The following is a 16,190-nucleotide window of genomic DNA, read 5'->3' as shown; positions in this document are numbered from 1 at the left end:
GTTACCTCCCACCTTCATAAATGTGTTTGCTTAAATACCGCTCGCTCCCGTCCGGGAAAATGACGACGATATTCGTCCCCGGCTTTGCCTTCTCTGCTTCAAGCAAAGCGGCATGGAACGCAGCGCCGGACGAGCTGCCGACCAAAAGCCCCTCTTGTCTCGCCAGCTCGCTGACGCGGCGGAACGCGTCATCATCCGCGATCGTGTAGATGGCGTCAAAGTAAGCCGGATCCATAAACGGCGGCAAAAACTCCATGCCGATCCCTTCCGTCCGATGCGGACCCGGCTTGCCGCCGCCTAAAATCGAGCCTTCCGGTTCAACAATGACTGTTTTAATGGCCGGGTTTTTTTCTTTTAAAAACATCGCCGTCCCCATAAACGTACCGCCGGAGCCGGCGCCGGCGACAAAAATATCGATTTGTCCGTCCAAGTCATCCCACAGCTCCGGACCAAGCGTTTTATAATACGTCCTTGGGTTGGCCGGATTTTGGAACTGCTGCGGACAATAGGCGCCCGGAATCGTGCGGGCGAGCTCCTCCGCTTTGCGGATTGCTCCTTCCATTCCCTCTTCCGTCGGTGTATGAACAATTTGCGCTCCGAGCGCCTTCATCAGCTGCTGTTTTTCGATGCTGAACTTTTCTGGCACGCAAAAAATGATGTTCACGTTTTTGCCGATCGCCGCCAACGCCAGACCGATGCCAGTGTTGCCGGCTGTCGGCTCAATGATCGTGCCCCCCTCTTTCAGTTTTCCTGAGGCAAACGCCTCGCGCAACAGCTCTTGCCCGAGCCGGTCTTTAATGCTTCCGCCAGGATTGAAATATTCAAGCTTGGCGAACAACCGAACGCCTTCCGGGAGGGGGAAGCGTGTAATCTCAATGACTGGCGTATGGCCGACCAGCTCATGGACGCTTTTCGCTACCCGCATAGGAGTCACTCCGTTTCTTCACGTTCATTTTAGCGGCCGGACGGCGGCACTTTGTTTTCTACCGTCTCTCCTTCATGACAGAAAGCATCGACAAGACAAGTTCAGCCGAATGTTTCGCGGCCGTCTCCAAAAACTGTTCAAACGACACGTCTGACTCCTCGCCAGCAATATCAGACAGCGACCGGATGATGACAAACGGCGTTCCAAATTGCACGCACACTTGAGCGATCGCTGCCGCTTCCATTTCAACGGCGCACAATTCCGGAAACTGGCCGCGCACAAATTCGACTCGCTTTGGATCGTTCATAAACGAATCGCCAGTGGCGATCAAACCAGTCACTGCCTGCAGGCCATCAAGCCGCGCCGCTGCCCGCTTTGCCGCCTCAACAAGCGCCTCATCCGCCCGGTAGCGCGCGGGCAGGCCAGGCACTTGCCCGTAAGCGTAGCCAAACGCGGTCACATCGACGTCATGATGAACGACTTCCTCGGAAATGACAAGATCACCAACGCGAAGCGAAGGCAAAAACCCGCCAGCTGACCCCGTGTTGATCACAAAGTCAGGGCGGAAGCGATCAAGAAGGAGCGTCGTTCCCATGGCAGCGTTCACTTTGCCGATCCCGGATTTCAACAACACCGCCTCCACACCGTCAAGGCGCCCTTTGGAAAATTCGCATCCGGCGATGACCGTTTCCTCGCGTCCTTCCATGCGCGAACGCAAAATCGCTACTTCCTCTTCCATGGCTCCAATAATGGCTGCTTTCATCGTTCTCCCTCTTTCTATGTCGTTTGTTTCACCGCCTCCATCACCCAGACGAATGCATTTTGCTGTGCAAAGGAGACGGAAAAGCCATGCTTGGAAAACAGTGATGCCAATACATCAAGCGTCGTATAATATTCGCGTTCCAAATCGTCGGCTAAATCGTGGAAGCCGCGCACCCGGGCTTCCTCAATCGCCCGGCGGAACGCCTCTTTGTCGCGAAACGCCGTATCGGCAAACACTATTTTACCACCTGGATGGAGCAATTGACTATATTTGGCCAGCGCTTCGTCCTTTTCCGCATCCGTCAAATGATGAAACGCATACGTGCTGGCGATCGTGTCGATCGGCTCCGGCGGTGTCGGAAATTGCAAAAAGTCGCCGTCCATAATGAGCACCCGCCCGCCGAGCTTTTCCGCCGCTTTTTTCCGCATCGGCGCCGATGGCTCGATCCCGTACACCTGCTTGCCGCGCTCCAGAAGCTTTTTCGTCAAGTTGCCGGTGCCGACGCCAAACTCGAGCACGACTTGGCCGGCTTTGTCGGCGACCATGCTTAAAATGCGGTCATAGCCGGCAAATACGTCGCGATATTGCTCATCGTATCCTTCGACCGATCGGTCGTATGATTCCGCCCATTGCTCAAACAAATCAAGAAACTCTCTGCCCATACGGTCACACCCCAATAAAGTTTATAATTCCTATAAATATAGTATGTTTTTTTCGTATTGCCTGTTCTTACTGTAGCATATGTTTTTCCTTTGTTCAACGATCATGGTTTCGTTCGTATTGTTCCCCCTTGTGCGGCGGTGGATGAGAGCGGGAAAATTTGCTACACTGACAATGGAAAGGAGGAAGAGCGATGCCGAACATTTCCCTTGATTTGATCGAGGATAAAATCGAATTTTTTGAAGCGGACGATTTGCGGACGCTTGAGAAAACCATCAACGAACAAATTGAACATAACAAGGCGCTTTTGCTTTCCGTCCATCATGTGTCCCATCAAATGCACGTCATGGAAAACGGAAAGCGGTGGTACAGCGCAGTTGTCCATTTTAAAGCAAAAAAATAGCAGGAGGGTGTCCCAAAAGGATCGGGACACCCTCTTTCGTCTCTATATATACGTACTTACTGCTTCTGCTGCACTATATGTTGTGCCTATCTTGAAGGCAGACGACCTTTTGGGTCAGCCCCTGTCTGCTTTCCGACGCCAATGCCGCTACGGCTTTTGCTTCAGCTTTTGCACCTTCGTCGGCTTCCAGCCCTCGTTCGTCACCCATTCAATATACACTTTGTAATGGGCGGTTTGATCTTTCGTCGAAATCGTCGCAACCGCTTTGTTCGGTCCATTGTTGCCGATGAACCAAACGATCATCTCCTCCGGAGCGATGCCGGTCGCATAGCTGACGGCATCGAGCATTTCCTTCCAGTCGACCGAATCTTTCTTAAACACCGTTTCATGCGGTTCCGATTGCGTCGTGCCGATCGGCTGCCATGCCGGGTTGACGATTTCTTTTTCAATGTTGGACCCCGGCGGGCCCGGCGTTTCTGTCGTGCCCGCTTCGCTCGTTTCATCGGTGGAAGCAGCGCCTTCTTCCTCGGCGGGCGTTTCGGCTTCCGCCGGCGCCACCGCTTCACCTGTTTCCACTTCCACCCGCTTCGCCTTGGCTGCTTCTGTCTCGGCTCCGCGATCGACCGCCTTCTCGCTCGGTTGATCGCCAAACAGCAAGTTCCCACCCACAATCAAAATGAGCAGCACGACAACCGCAATGGCTCCATTGAGCCAACGGTTGATTCTCCGCCGCTTGGCCCGGGCGGCAAAGCGCGTTCCTATTTGCGCCACCATCTCCTCCCCCTTCTTTGGATGTTGTTCGTGCCGGAAAAATGGATTCCCCTTACATTTGGTTCGTCACTTCGCTTCATTTTTGGCGCGGTCATAAGCATAAAGCGCCTCGACTGCGGCGGCGAACACATCATTCGTCGCGGTCCGTCCGCTCGGGCAGTCGAGCTCAACGACAGCGAGGGCGTATTTCGGGCGGTCGGCTGGAAAATAGCCAGCAAACCATTTATTAATGAATTCAGCTCCGCCGTCCATTTTTCCTGTCTCCGCCGTCCCGGATTTGCCGGCGACCGGATACGGCAGCGAACGGAAACGGCGGCCGGTTCCATCCTCATTCGTGACAACGCCGCGCAAAAGCCGCTGCAGCTCTTCGGCCGTCTGCGGCGCGATCGGCGCCATGTCTGAAACCGGTTGAGGCGGAAACGAAAAGAGCGTCGCACCGTTTTTGTACAGCACTTTGTCAACGGCCCGCACCTGCAGCGCTTCGCCGCCGCGGGCGATCGTCGCCATCATGTTGGCGACGCCAAGCGGCGAGACGCGTACATTTTTTTGCCCGATCGCCGTTTGCGCCACCGCAAGCGGCACGCGCTTGTCGCGCGGATCATGCCAAATGGTTCCTTTCTGCTCCTCCGGGAACTGACGGAAATGCTCTTCGTGGTACACCGCCCCTTCCCAGCCGGCCGTTGGATACAGCCCGAGTTTTTTCGCATACGTTTCAAACGCATCCGGATCGTGCTCGATCAACTGCTTGCCGAGCGTGGCGAAGGCATTGTTGCAACTGACGGCAAAGCTGTCCGCTAAATCAAGCATGCCGTAATCATGTTCCTCATCGCGCGTTTTTCCGTCAATCTTTCGGCTGCAGTCAAAAGTCGTCCCAAACGAGGCGAGCCCCTCATCAAGCGCTGCAGCCGCAATGACCGTTTTAAAAATCGAGCCGGGGATTTGCGGCAGCACCGTCTGGTTTTCCGCACCGCGGTTTTTATACGGATCGCGCGGATCCATGTTCGGGCGGCTGACCATGGCGAGCACACTGTTTGTATCAATATCGAGCAAAACGAGGCCGCCTTTTCTCAGCCCGTATCGGTCGATGATCCGTTCCATCTCTTGCTGCAGGTCGCGGTCAAGCGTCGTTTGCACAGTGACAGGATAAAACGGGTTGCCCGTGTCGCTGTATTTGACATCGAGTCCAAACAGCGGCCGCCCTTCGGCGTCAACGTGATAAAGCAGCTTCGTTTCACCGTCAGCGAGCAAAAATTCATCAAACGCCTTCTCAAGCCCTTGAATGCCCACTTCAGTCTTTGGCGGCAACGGCCGCTTTGGATAACGCTTCTTGATTAGCTCACGGTCCGGGCGGGTGAAGCCGAGCAAATGCGGGGCGTACACCGTTTTCAGCGGATATTGCTTGTTGACGGCTAAGACGCCCGGAACGCGCAAATCGTTAATTTGCTTCATTTGCTGGGCGCTCAAGGCGAGCGGCTCTCCTTCCTTCTCTAAGACGAACGGGCCGTCCGCCTGCTCAAGCTGGCGACGGATCTCTTCTTCAGAGACGCCAGCGATCCGAGCGACTTGTTCCACCGGCCATTTCATCGCCATTAAAAACGGGAATAAGACAAGCGACGGCACATATCGCTTCGTGAGCGGCGCGCCATTTCGATCGACAAATGAACCGCGCCCGTCATCAATGATGAGTTCTTGTGTCCGCTGGGCGACGCTTTCGGCAATTAAATTATGATTGGCAAACGACTCGGTGTCAATGAGCTGAATTTGCGCGAGCCGCCCGATAAGCAACAACAGCGCCAGTTGAATGAGAGCAAGCACGGTGAGCATCCGTTTTTTCCACATAAAGAAAACACCTCATCATCAGTGTTGACGAGGTGTTTCGATTTGAAACGTGGATAAGCGGCCATTTTCCCGCTTGGCGCGCCTTCTCCTCTCGGTCAGCCGCTCTGTTATTTGACGGCTACGATTTTCACAAGCATTTCTCCGCCCGGCGTTTGCACCGTCACCTCATCGCCGACGCGGCGGCCGAGAAGCGATTTCGCGATCGGTGAGTCGTTGGAAATCTTCCCCTCAAATGGGTCCGCTTCCGCGCTGCCGACGATCGTATACGTCTCTTCTTCGCCATCCGGCAGTTCAATGAACGTCACCGATTTGCCAAGCGAGACAACGTCTGGATTTTCTTTGTCTTCTTCAATGATGACGGCGTTGCGAATCATGTTTTCAAGCATTTGGATGCGCGATTCGACAAACGCCTGCTCATCTTTGGCAGCATCGTATTCCGAGTTTTCCGACAAATCCCCGAACCCGCGCGCAATCTTAATGCGCTCCACCACTTCTTTCCGCTTGACCGTTTTTAAATACTCAAGCTCTTGTTCCAGTTTCTCTTTTCCCTCTTTCGTCATCGGATACTGCTTTTCGTTCGCCATTCATCTCACTCCTCTATATATTCTGCATTATGTAAAACGTACGAACAGAAAAAACAGCTGTTCGTACGCTTACTTGTTATATAATATATTGTTTTGTCTCTGTTATGTTATTATAAAAACGCTTTTTGTTCAAGAACCGTGCGAATTTTTGCCACCATTAAATCGATGGCGACGGCGTTTTGTCCGCCTTCGGGAATGATCACATCCGCGTAGCGCTTCGTCGGTTCGACAAACTGGTTGTGCATCGGCCGGACGACGGACAAATATTGCTCGATGACCGAATCGAACGTGCGGCCGCGCTCTTTCATATCGCGGATGAGACGGCGGATGATGCGGATGTCCGGGTCGGTGTCAACATACACCTTAATATCCATTAAATCGCGAAGCCGCTCGTCTTCCAAGACAAGGATTCCTTCGACGATGATGACCTCTTTCGGCTCCACACGCACGACTTCGCTCGAGCGCGTGTGGAGCGTATAATCATACACCGGCTTGTCAATCGGCTCATAGCGAAGCAGCTTATGGATATGTTCAATCAACAAGTCGTTGTCAAACGCCAGCGGATGGTCGTAGTTCGTCTTCAGCCGCTCTTCAAATGGGAGATGGCTTTGATCTTTGTAGTAAAAATCCTGTTCCAATACAAGGATCGAGCGGTCGCCGAAATGATCGTAAATCGCCCTGGCGACGCTCGTCTTGCCCGAGCCGGAACCGCCGGCGACGCCGATGACAACGGGCTTCTTCCCCATCTTAATTCTCCTTTCTCATCATGTTGTACGGGAAGAGAGGGCGCTTGACCTTAAATTTCACGATTTGCAGCGGATGGCGCGCCGCATCGAGCTCGTTGCCGTCTTCGTCCCAAAGTTTCTCGATCACTTGGGTGAAGTTTTCAATTTCCGGACCAAAAAATTCGACTTCATCGCCTGGGCGGAAATGGTTGCGCTGCTGGACGGTGGCGATGCCCGTCTCCAGGTCGTAGCCAAGCACCAAACCGGCGAATTCATGCGTCGTTTTCCGGCTGTGCGTCCCGTACATGTGATTCGTATAATCCGGGAAGCCGTCAAAGAACGACGGCGCCGTCTCGCGGTTGGCGCATTTCTCGAGCTCCCGCACCCACTCTTCGCGGATCGTGAAATGGTCGGGATCAGCGCAGTAGGCATCAATCACTTTCCGGTAGACGCTGACAACCGTCGCCACGTAATGAATCGATTTCATCCGCCCTTCAATTTTCAAGCTATCCACACCCAATTCGATCATCACCGGGATGGCGCGGATTAAATTCAAATCTTTCGCGCTCATGGCGAACGGAGCGTCTCCTTCAGCGAACAGCGGGATTTCCCGGCCATCAGACAGCTGGTATAAATCGTAATCCCAGCGGCACGACTGACAGCATCCGCCGCGGTTGGAGTCGCGCGCCGTCATATGGTTGCTCAATACACAGCGGCCGGAGTAGGCGGAACACATCGCCCCATGGATGAACGCCTCGATTTCAATATCGACTTTCTCTTTGATCTGCCGGATTTCTTCTGCGCTCACTTCGCGAGCGAGCACAACCCGCTCGAGCCCTTCCTCTTTCCAAAATTGGACCGCTTTCCAGTTGGTGAGCGACTGCTGCGTGCTTAAATGCACTTCAAGCTTCGGCGCCACCCGACGCGCCGTTTCGATAATGAGCGGGTCGGCAGCGATAATGCCGGAAACGCCGGCATCCTCTAACGCCCGCAAATAATCGTCAAGACCGGGAATGTTTTCATTATGGGCGTAAATGTTGGCGGTGACGTACACTTTCGCCCCGTACCGGTTGGCAAATTCGACCCCTTCGCGAATCTCCTCAACCGTAAAGTTGTCGGCGTTGGCGCGCAAGCTGTACTCTTGGCCGCCGATAAAGACGGCGTCCGCGCCGTAATGGACAGCGATTTTCAGTTTTTCCAAGTTGCCGGCCGGCGCAAGCAGCTCTGGCTTTTTCACAATGACGCGCTTGCCGTCAATGATCTCGGAGATGCGATCATTTTTTAAAAGCATGACGCTTCCCTCCTTTTCTCAATAAATGGTTTCCTTGAAGAAAAATCCGGTGTCAATGCGGCGGTGCGGTGGCTGAAGCGCTTCAACAGCCGCAAGCAGTTCCTCTTTTTCCCGCTCGTATCGCTCGCGGTCTGCCGTGCATAAATCGATGGCGCGGCGGTACAGCTCCGTCACTTTCGTAATGTAGCGCGGTTCATGCAAAATGCCATCGATTTTAAAGCTGTCGATGCCGGCTTCGACCATGTCGCCGAGCTCATCGATTATACAAACATCGTTCGGGCTCATAATATGCGTACCGTTTTCATCTTCAAAAATCGGATATTTGTTGTCGCGCTCTTTGTCGTACAGGAACATCCCTTTTTCATACTTCTTCCGCTCCACTTCGATCACTTTCCCTTGATATTCAAAATAGCTGCCGATCAGCGAGCGCTTCGATTGGTACATGCACGTGGCTCCGTGCACTTGCACTTCAATTTCCACTTCAGCATGGGCTTTGATTTCTAAAATGGCGTCCATGTTCAACTCGCGAGCCAAGACAGCGCGCTTCGCCCCTTTCCGGCCCCAATAGTTGCACGCATACCAGTTCGTCGCTGTCGTCTCCGTGCTCCAGTGGAGCTTCATGTGCGGCGCCGTTTCTCGGACGGTCAAAAGCACCGCGGGATCGCCGAAGACGATGGCATCGGCGCCGACATCAGCCAAAAACGCGACGTAGTCGCCAAGCTCGTCCACTTTGTCGTTATGGAAAATGGCGTTCATCGCCACATACACGTTCATGCCGCGCCGGTGGGCGGCTTTGACGGCGGCAGCAACCTCCTTGCGGGAAAATTCGCCGGCAAGCCGCAAACCGTAGCGCTGCTCGCCAATGATAACCGCGTCCGCTCCGGCTTCAGCCAGCTCGTCGATATGGGCAACGCTCGTCGGCGTGACGAGCAATTCAGGTTTTTTCATTGTTCTTCACCTCGTTTTTTTGATATGGCGAGTCCATCGCCGACCGGAATGATGACCGTATCATAGTCGCTTCGACTCATAAGCCATTCATTGTAGCGGCGAATTTTCTGGGCGATGTTCCAAAGCCTCCTATTGTCCGCCGGCATTTCAGCCGCGACGAGCCCTTTAAACAAGACGTTGTCGCTGATGATGAGGCCGCCTGCAACCACAAATGGCTCATAGAGCGTAAAAAAGCGCTCATATTGCCCTTTGGCGGCATCGATAAACAACGCATCAAACGGCGCGGTGGCTGCAACATCGTCCACGACCGCAAGCGCATCACCCAACACCGCCTTGATTTGCCGCTCGGTGTTCGTCTTTTCGATGTAAAAACAAGCGCGCTCATACCGCTCCCTGTCTTTTTCGACCGTCACAATGCGTGCATCCGGCAGCGCCTTTGCCATGCGGATCGCCGAATAACCGATCGCCGTGCCGATTTCTAAAATGCGGCGCGGCTTGATCAGCTTCAAGATGAACAACAACACTTCCATGCTCATCGGATCCATGATCGGTATGCGATGCCGATACGCGTACTGCTCCATCTCCTCAATATTCTCATCCAGCGCCGGACGCAACTGCTGCAAGTACGAAATCATGGCATTGGAAAGCAAGAGGAATTCCTCCCTGCCGTCAACAAAGTGAAAAGCACTCGTCCACAAGTGTTGATGATCCATTATTTTACTAACGTCATGAAAAATAAGAGCCGCGAAGGACTCTTGTCATTGGTCTATTCAACTATACTACATCAAAGCCGTTTTCCTCCGCCGTCCATCAACTTCCCCGTTTTGATCTATTGTTCCCCAATATGTTTTGCCTTTTCCCGGTTATGCTCGGCCAACGTTTTCGTAAAAATGACCTCGCCTCCCGGTGTTGCCAAAAAGTATAAATAGTCGGTCGCCGCCGGCTCGAGCGCCGCTTCAATCGACATGACCCCGGCGTTGGCGATCGGCCCCGGCGGCAGTCCTTTATGCATGTACGTATTGTACGGCGAATTGACCTGCAAATCTTTATACAACACACGCTCTTTATGTTGGCCAAGGGCATACAAAACGGTCGGGTCGGTCTGAAGCGGCATGCCGCGGCGCAACCGATTGTAAAACACGCTGGCGATTTTTTCGCGGTCCGCTTTTTCCGTCGCCTCTTCCTCAATGAGAGACGACATCGTCAACAGCTGATGCGGCGACATGTTCTTTTCTTCCATCGCCGCCTTATATGTGTCGAGCACAGCTGCTGTTTTCGCCACCATCGCCTCAATGATCTCGGAAAGCGGCGGCTTTTCATCAGCAAACACATACGTCGCCGGGAACAAGTAGCCTTCCAGCGGATAGCGGATGCCTTTCCGAAAAATATCATCAGTCAACAAATCCGGGTGCTTTTTCATCAGCCGTTCGATATACGCGCGATCATTAAGCAGTTTCATAATCTGTTCGTATTTGTAGCCCGTTTTCGCGGCAATGAGGTCAGCGATTTGCACCAACTGCGACCCTTCCGGAACGGTCAGCTTCAACCCGATTTTCAGCGATTTCCCCGTTTTTAACAGCTCGATGATGCGCGCCATTGGCATCGCCCGCGTCAGTTCATACTCCCCAGCCTGGAAGCCGGATTCATTTTTCCAGCGGACGTACAAGCGAAACACGGCCGCGCTTTGAATGAGCCGCTTTTGTTCGAGCTGCTCGGCAATCTCCGCCGCCGATGAACCGATCGGAATCGAGACATGGACCGGGGTGCGGTCATCCGGATCAACAGGCTTAAGCGCTGAGCGGATGTATAAGAAACTGCTGGCGCCGGCAATGACAAGCGCCGCCAGCAGAACAGCGCAGACAATCAAGACGATTTTCCGTACAAGCCGCGCCTCTGGCGCCCTAAAATCGTTCTGTTTCATCTTGGTCCTCCTTTCACCCGGCCATATTATACTACAAAGTTCCGCATTTTTCGCCCTTGACGGTCAAAAAATGCAAGGCCAGGGGAGGAAACGCGCCGGTCAATCGAAGCCCTTCGCAACGATTGTTGAACAAACTAAGATGTCTGAACCATTTCATGAAACACAACTGATCATTTCCTCATGCATAAACACCAATAAGAAAAGGGGCCCCGATCCTTTTGGACCCCTCTGCTGTCCGTTATTCGTCGTCTTCCTCTTCCTGTTCAGCGCAAAACGTATTCCATACTTCTTCGATCATGTCCCACTCTTCTTCCGTCTCGATAGGGAGCAGTTCGCCTTCTTTGTTCTCATCCCCAGGGATGAAGGCGGAAACGTGCACTTCCGTCTCGCCGTTCTCATCTTCCGCCTCAACGCCGATCGGATAGTAAAACACATACGACTTGCCGAAATCATCCGATTCAAACGTAAACAAAATTTCGCACAGCTGCTCGTTGCCATGTTCATCGACAACGGTAATATGACGGTCTCCGTGTTCCATGTTTTCGCCTCCAATTTTCATCGTTTACTGTCCAAATATGACTGCAAAATGACGGCCGCGGCCATTTTGTCGATCACTTTCCGCCGTTTTTTCCGGCTGACGTCCGCAGCGATCAACATCCGTTCGGCAGCCATCGTCGACAGCCGTTCATCCCAAAGCACAACAGGCAAAGAAAACTCCTCGCGCAATTTGGCGGCGAACCGTTCGCTTGCCTCAGCGCGCGGCCCAAGCGTCCCGTTCATGTTTTTCGGCCACCCAACGACAATCGTGTCGACGCCATATTCCTCAATGATGGAGCGCAGCCGCTTTAAGCCGTAGTCGCCGCGCTCCGTATCAATGACGATCGTCTCCAATCCTTGCGCTGTAAAGCCCAGTTCGTCGCTCACCGCTACGCCGAGCGTTTTCGTTCCGAGATCCAATCCTAGAGTCCGCATCGGTTAATCCTTTCGTTGCCCCTGTAAATAGAATTTCACCAATTCCTCGATTAATTCGTCGCGTTCGATTTTGCGGATGAGCGCACGCGCATCTTTATGGCGCGGAATGTAAGCTGGGTCGCCAGACAACAAGTAGCCGACAATTTGGTTGATCGGATTGTAGCCTTTTTCCTGTAAGGCGTCATACACCGTCAACAGCACTTCGCGAACGTTCGTCTCGGCCGGCTCCTCGGAAAAATGAAACTGCATCGTTTGATCAAACGAGCTCACCGTTTCCACCTCGCTCCTTATTCAGGCACCCCGTCCTTTTACATCCATTGTACACGATCCGCGCGAATTAGGAAACGGATTTCACCCATGTTTCGACATAACCGAGCGCTTCGCCGACCTTGTTTGGATCCTTGCCGCCAGCTTGCGCCAAGTCCGGACGCCCGCCGCCGCCCCCACCGCAGCGCGACGCTACTTCTTTCACCAGCTTGCCGGCATGGAATCCTTTTTTTACCAAATCATCCGTCACCGCGGCAATCAGTTGCACTTTTCCGCCTTGCACCGAAGCCAACACGATGACCGCCGTGCCCAATTTTTGCTTCAAATCGTCGGCCATTGCCCGCAGCTGGTTCATGTCGTTCGCCTGCACTTTTGCCGCCAACACCGGCACGCCGCCCACGTCTTTTACTTGGCGGGTGAGGTGCTCCGCTTCCATACGGGCAAGGCGGGCAGCAAGCGATTCATTTTCGCGCTCGAGCTCTTTCAGCTCGGCAAACAGTCCGTCAAGACGTGCATTCAATTCTTTCGGGCTTGTTTTCAATTTTTGCGCCGCCTCTTGCAAAATGGCCAGCTGTTCGCTCATAAAGCGGTATGCCGATTCCCCGGTCACCGCTTCAATCCGGCGCGTGCCGGCGCCGATGCCTGACTCGGAGACGATTTTAAATAACCCGATGGCCGCTGTATTCGGCACATGGCAGCCGCCGCACAGCTCAAGGCTGTAGTCGCCGACCTTGACGACGCGGACAATGTCGCCGTATTTTTCGCCAAACAGCGCCATTGCGCCCATCGCTTTCGCTTCCTCAAGCGGTTTATAGAAAATGTCAACCGGAAGGCTCTTCCAAATTTGTTCATTGACGATCGCCTCGATGCGCTCGAGCTCCTCCGGCTTCACTTGGCCAAAATGGGTGAAGTCAAAGCGCAGCCGATCCGGAGCGACAAGCGAGCCCGCTTGGTTGACATGGCGGCCGAGCACGTCTTTTAGCGCCTGATGGAGCAAATGGGTCGCCGTATGGTTTTTCACGATGCGCGCCCGCTTCGCCTCATCAACGCGCGCCGTATAGCGGGCTCCTTTTTTCACTGTGCCGCGTTCGACGATGATGGCATGAAGATGTTGACCGTTCGGCGCTTTTTGCACATCTTTGACGACCGCTCTTCCTGTTTCGCTTTCAAACACGCCTTGGTCAGCGACTTGACCGCCGCTTTCGGCGTAAAACGGCGTCACATCGACGATGATCTGCGCCTCTTCACCGGCTTTCACTTTCTCGACAAGCCGTCCGTCTTTAACGATGGCGAGGACCGTCGACGAGGCAACAAGCTCATCGTAGCCGACAAAACGGCTTTCATCCTTGATGTCACCAAGCACTCCGCCTTGGACTTGCATCGAATCGACATCTTGCCGAGCCGCGCGCGCCCGTTCACGCTGCTGCTCCAACTCACGCTCAAAGCCGGCGTGGTCGACCGTCATCCCTGCTTCGGCGGCGTACTCTTCCGTCAGCTCGATCGGAAAGCCGTACGTATCATACAAGCGAAACGCCTCTTCCCCCGGAAGGACGGTGCTTCCTTGCGCTTTCGCCTTTTCGATCACTTCCGCCAATATGGCGAGCCCCTCATGAAGCGTTTCGTGGAACCGCTCTTCTTCCGTGCGGATGACGCGAGCGATAAAATCGGCTTTTTCTTTCACTTCCGGATAGTAGTCGTGCATAATTTCGCCGACAACCGGCACGAGCTCGTACATAAACGGGCGGTCAATGCCGATTTGTTTCGCGTAGCGCACCGCGCGGCGGAGCAAGCGGCGCAGCACATAACCGCGCCCCTCGTTGGACGGCAGCGCCCCGTCGCCGATCGCAAACGTCACGGCGCGAATATGGTCGGCGATCACCTTAAAGGCAACGTCCTTGTCCGGATCTTCGCCATACCGCTCGCCGGCGATTTGTTCCGTGGCGCGGATAATCGGCAAGAACAAGTCAGTTTCAAAGTTCGTCGGCACGTCTTGCAAAATCGAGCACATCCGCTCCAAGCCCATGCCGGTGTCGATGTTTTTCTTTGGCAGCGGCGTGTACGTGCCGTCCGGGTTATGGTTGAACTGGGAAAAGACGAGATTCCATACTTCTAAATAGCGGTCGTTTTCCCCGCCCGGGTACAGCTCCGGATCATTCGGGTCGTTGCCGAACGCCTCGCCGCGGTCGTAGAAAATTTCCGTGTTCGGACCGCTCGGGCCTTCGCCGATGTCCCAGAAGTTTCCTTCGAGGCGGATGATCCGTTCTTCCGGCAGGCCGATTTCGTTGCGCCAAATGTTGTACGCTTCCTCGTCCTCCGGATGGACGGTGACGGACAGCCGTTCCGGATCAAAGCCGATCCACTTTTCGCTCGTTAAAAACTCCCACGCCCAGTGGATCGCTTCCCGCTTGAAGTAATCACCGATCGAAAAGTTGCCGAGCATTTCAAAAAACGTATGGTGGCGCGCTGTTTTCCCGACGTTTTCGATGTCGTTGGTGCGGATCGATTTTTGCGCATTGCAAATGCGCGGGTTTTCCGGAACGATGCGCCCGTCAAAGTATTTTTTCAACGTCGCGACGCCGCTGTTGATCCATAACAATGACGGATCGTCGACAGGAATGAGCGAAGCGCTCGGTTCAACCGCATGGCCTTTTTCTTGGAAAAACTGCAAAAACATGCGCCGCACTTCGGCAGATGTCAGCTTTTTCATGATGATCCTCCCCTTTCGCCTTTTTATATAAAAAAACTCCCATCCCCTGCAGGGACGAGAGTTATGCTCGCGGTACCACCCTGTTTATGGGCCAAAAACGCCCATCACCTCTTTGGCCGTAACGCAGCCTTGCGTCAGGTTTTGCCTGCGCTCCGGATTAGCCTTCTGTTGCCCTTCATCTGGAATTTCTTTCAGCCGCGGAAATTCCTCTCTGTGCGCGAGCTCGCGCGTTAAGATGGACTGCAACATACTCGATCCGTCATCGCGTTATGTATTCGCTTTTTTCATTGAAAGATTATAGACAAGCAACAGCCGTTTGTCAATGCGGAGCATAATGCTCTTTCCAATGGACGATGGCCACTTTCAGCACCGCCGCCGTCGGAACAGCGAGAATGAGGCCGAGCACGCCGGCGAGCTCACCGCCGGCAAAGAGGGCAAGCATAATGACAAGCGGATGCATATGTACGCTTTTGCCGACGATCAGCGGCGACAAGACGTTCCCCTCTAAAAACTGCAACGCAAAAATTATGGCGAGCACGATAACGACCATTTTCAACGATACGGTCGCGGCCAAAATGACCGCCGGCACCGCACCGATCAACGGACCAAAATACGGGATGATGTTCGTCACGCCAATGACAAAGCCGAGCAACAGCGGATAATCCATGCCGGCAAGCCACAGGCCGAGCGCCGCCGCCACACCGATCGCCGCACAGACGAACAACTGGCCGCGGATGTAGCCGCCGAGCGATTCATCGACATCCTTCAAAAACGCCATCCCTGGTTCGCGCCATCGCTTCGGGGTCATATACCAGACCGCCTTTTTTAGCATGTCGATATCCTTCAACATATAAAAGACGATAAACGGAATCAAAAGAAATGTTGCCGCGGAACCGATCAACGCCTTGGCGGCATGGATCGCCATCGTGACGGCGGCGGCAGCCGCCTTCTCAAACTGCACAAACATCGCTTCGATGCGCGTATGCATCTCCAGCGGCCAATTCGACGTCTCATCGTGGATGTGGCGCACCCATTGACGGTATGTATTCATCAACGACGGCAGCTGTTCATCCAGTTCGCGCAACTGGGCGATGAATAGCGGCACACCGCGGTACAAGCCGTAGCCGACCAAACCGAAAAACAACAAATAAATCAACAAAATGGCAAGGGCGCGCGGCATTCCTTTGCGATGGATGGATTCCACAAGGGGGTAGAGCAAATACGTAATAAACGACGCCAGCAAAAACGGGGTCAACACCGTTGCGATCAAATCGATGACCGGCCACCAAACGTCTTTCATCCGAACGATCAAATAGATGATAGCTGTCATAAGCAGCCATTTTCCGATGCGAAAGAACGACAGCCATTGTTGCTCACCCATCGCCACACCTCCTACCGTTTAGTGTAGGAGATG

General features: G+C 53.8%; 17 protein-coding genes and 1 other annotated feature. Of the genes, 1 reads left to right on the top strand and 16 read right to left on the bottom strand.

The window, feature by feature from the left end; genetic code table 11:
* Position 1: 1 nt before the first annotated feature.
* The 3 genes from N685_RS0110390 to N685_RS0110380 are packed head-to-tail and all read right to left on the bottom strand — an operon-like array spanning position 2 to position 2,350.
* On the bottom strand, positions 2–925 hold the full coding sequence (locus N685_RS0110390; RefSeq protein ID WP_031408101.1) for a PLP-dependent cysteine synthase family protein: 924 nt from the start codon (positions 923–925) through the stop codon (positions 2–4).
* A 58-nt stretch (positions 926–983) separates the two neighbouring features.
* Complete coding sequence (gene mtnN / locus N685_RS0110385) at positions 984–1,688, bottom strand: 5'-methylthioadenosine/S-adenosylhomocysteine nucleosidase (protein ID WP_031408100.1); 705 nt, start codon at positions 1,686–1,688, stop codon at positions 984–986.
* 14 nt (positions 1,689–1,702) lie between these two features.
* Positions 1,703–2,350: a class I SAM-dependent methyltransferase gene (locus N685_RS0110380; RefSeq protein WP_031408099.1), complete on the bottom strand. Its 648-nt coding sequence runs from the start codon at positions 2,348–2,350 to the stop codon at positions 1,703–1,705.
* Positions 2,351–2,541: 191 nt separating this feature from the next.
* Between N685_RS0110380 and N685_RS0110375 the strand changes: the two genes are divergently transcribed.
* Positions 2,542–2,751 (top strand): YrzA family protein, encoded by a 210-nt coding sequence (locus N685_RS0110375; protein ID WP_031408097.1) that lies wholly within the window; start codon positions 2,542–2,544, stop codon positions 2,749–2,751.
* Positions 2,752–2,898: 147 nt separating this feature from the next.
* Here N685_RS0110375 and N685_RS0110370 read toward each other — a convergent pair whose 3' ends face one another.
* The 13 genes from N685_RS0110370 to N685_RS0110305 form a co-directional block, all read right to left on the bottom strand.
* Entirely contained in the window at positions 2,899–3,522 is a 624-nt protein-coding gene (locus tag N685_RS0110370) for a YrrS family protein (protein ID WP_084177500.1), read from the bottom strand.
* A 66-nt stretch (positions 3,523–3,588) separates the two neighbouring features.
* A complete protein-coding gene (locus N685_RS0110365) occupies positions 3,589–5,361 on the bottom strand; it encodes a peptidoglycan D,D-transpeptidase FtsI family protein (protein WP_031408095.1) in 1,773 nt (590 codons plus the stop codon).
* 107 nt (positions 5,362–5,468) lie between these two features.
* Positions 5,469–5,945 carry a transcription elongation factor GreA gene (greA, locus tag N685_RS0110360; RefSeq protein WP_011232025.1) on the bottom strand — a complete coding sequence of 159 codons (477 nt, stop codon included), beginning with the start codon at positions 5,943–5,945 and terminating at the stop codon, positions 5,469–5,471.
* Positions 5,946–6,055: 110 nt separating this feature from the next.
* Positions 6,056–6,691: a uridine kinase gene (gene udk, locus N685_RS0110355; protein ID WP_031408094.1), complete on the bottom strand. Its 636-nt coding sequence runs from the start codon at positions 6,689–6,691 to the stop codon at positions 6,056–6,058.
* 1 nt (position 6,692) lies between these two features.
* Positions 6,693–7,961, bottom strand: a complete 1,269-nt coding sequence (locus N685_RS0110350) for a peptidase U32 family protein (RefSeq protein ID WP_031408093.1) — start codon at positions 7,959–7,961, stop codon at positions 6,693–6,695.
* A gap of 18 nt (positions 7,962–7,979) precedes the next feature.
* Positions 7,980–8,909: a peptidase U32 family protein gene (locus tag N685_RS0110345; protein ID WP_031408092.1), complete on the bottom strand. Its 930-nt coding sequence runs from the start codon at positions 8,907–8,909 to the stop codon at positions 7,980–7,982.
* The gene (locus tag N685_RS0110340) at positions 8,906–9,559 is read right to left on the bottom strand and encodes an O-methyltransferase (protein ID WP_031408091.1); all 654 of its coding nucleotides are present in this window, start codon (positions 9,557–9,559) and stop codon (positions 8,906–8,908) included. Before N685_RS0110340 ends, N685_RS0110345 begins: the two co-directional genes overlap by 4 nt.
* Positions 9,560–9,738: 179 nt before the next feature.
* Positions 9,739–10,830: an endolytic transglycosylase MltG gene (gene mltG / locus N685_RS0110335; protein ID WP_031408090.1), complete on the bottom strand. Its 1,092-nt coding sequence runs from the start codon at positions 10,828–10,830 to the stop codon at positions 9,739–9,741.
* Positions 10,831–11,068: 238 nt separating this feature from the next.
* A complete protein-coding gene (locus N685_RS0110330) occupies positions 11,069–11,368 on the bottom strand; it encodes a DUF1292 domain-containing protein (protein ID WP_031408088.1) in 300 nt (99 codons plus the stop codon).
* Between the two features lie 17 nt (positions 11,369–11,385).
* Positions 11,386–11,802: a Holliday junction resolvase RuvX gene (gene ruvX / locus N685_RS0110325; protein ID WP_031408087.1), complete on the bottom strand. Its 417-nt coding sequence runs from the start codon at positions 11,800–11,802 to the stop codon at positions 11,386–11,388.
* A gap of 3 nt (positions 11,803–11,805) precedes the next feature.
* Positions 11,806–12,072 carry an IreB family regulatory phosphoprotein gene (locus N685_RS0110320; RefSeq protein ID WP_015375467.1) on the bottom strand — a complete coding sequence of 89 codons (267 nt, stop codon included), beginning with the start codon at positions 12,070–12,072 and terminating at the stop codon, positions 11,806–11,808.
* Between the two features lie 67 nt (positions 12,073–12,139).
* Entirely contained in the window at positions 12,140–14,776 is a 2,637-nt protein-coding gene (gene alaS / locus N685_RS0110315; RefSeq protein WP_031408086.1) for an alanine--tRNA ligase, read from the bottom strand.
* A 47-nt stretch (positions 14,777–14,823) separates the two neighbouring features.
* Positions 14,824–15,048, bottom strand: a binding site (T-box leader).
* 47 nt (positions 15,049–15,095) lie between these two features.
* Positions 15,096–16,157, bottom strand: coding sequence for an AI-2E family transporter (locus N685_RS0110305; protein WP_031408085.1), 1,062 nt, complete (start codon positions 16,155–16,157; stop codon positions 15,096–15,098).
* Between the last annotated feature and the right edge of the window lie 33 nt (positions 16,158–16,190).

Source organism: Geobacillus vulcani PSS1 (assembly GCF_000733845.1).
GTDB lineage: Bacteria > Bacillota > Bacilli > Bacillales > Anoxybacillaceae > Geobacillus > Geobacillus vulcani.
This window is presented reverse-complemented; position numbering and strand designations above follow the sequence as displayed.